The 675-nt window shown below is 67.0% G+C and carries 1 pseudogene; it reads left to right on the top strand.

Annotated features, from left to right (window positions below):
• Positions 1-48 precede the first annotated feature (48 nt).
• Positions 49-675 (top strand): annotated as a pseudogene (locus J5M58_RS25840) (cation:proton antiporter); the annotation flags it as partial.

Below are 675 nucleotides of genomic sequence, written 5' to 3'. Positions count from 1 at the left end.
GAGCTGCCGCAACTCCACCGTCAACCGCGCAAGGACCCCGGCTCCATCATGGACGAACACAGCACTTACTACGCCTTCGCCGGCATTGGCATCGCAGCCCTCCTCAGCCAGTGGCTGGCCTGGCGCCTGCGCCTGCCGGCGATCCTGTTCCTGCTGCTGAGCGGCATCCTGGTAGGGCCCGTCCTGCACCTGCTGACGCCGGAGCACCTGTTCGGCCCGCTGCTGTTCCCGCTGGTGTCGCTGGCGGTGGCGCTGGTGCTGTTCGAAGGCAGCCTGACCCTGCACCTCGACGAGTGGAAGGAAATCGGCACCGTCGTTCGTCGACTGGTCAGCATCGGCGCGCTCGTCACCTGAGGCGTGATCGCCGTGGCGACTCATTACCTGCTGGACTTCACCTGGGAGATGGCCCTGCTGTTCGGCACCCTCACCCTGGTCACCGGCCCCACGGTGATCGTGCCGATGCTGCGGGTGGTGCGCCCCAACGCCACCATCGCCAACATCCTGCGCTGGGAAGGCATCGTCATCGACCCCATCGGCGCCCTGCTGGCACTGGTGGTGTACAGCTTCATCGCCGCCAGCGGCAACGACCTGGGCTGGATGCAGAGCCTGAAAGCCTTTTTCAGCGTCGTCGGCTGCGGCATTGCCTTCGGCCTCGCCGGCGGCCAGGCACTGGGG

It is taken from the genome of Pseudomonas sp. 32_A, assembly GCF_017490905.1.
GTDB classification, from domain to species: domain Bacteria; phylum Pseudomonadota; class Gammaproteobacteria; order Pseudomonadales; family Pseudomonadaceae; genus Aquipseudomonas; species Aquipseudomonas inefficax.
The sequence above is the reverse complement of the archived record's forward strand: the minus strand, read 5'-3'. Positions and strand labels throughout refer to the sequence as shown.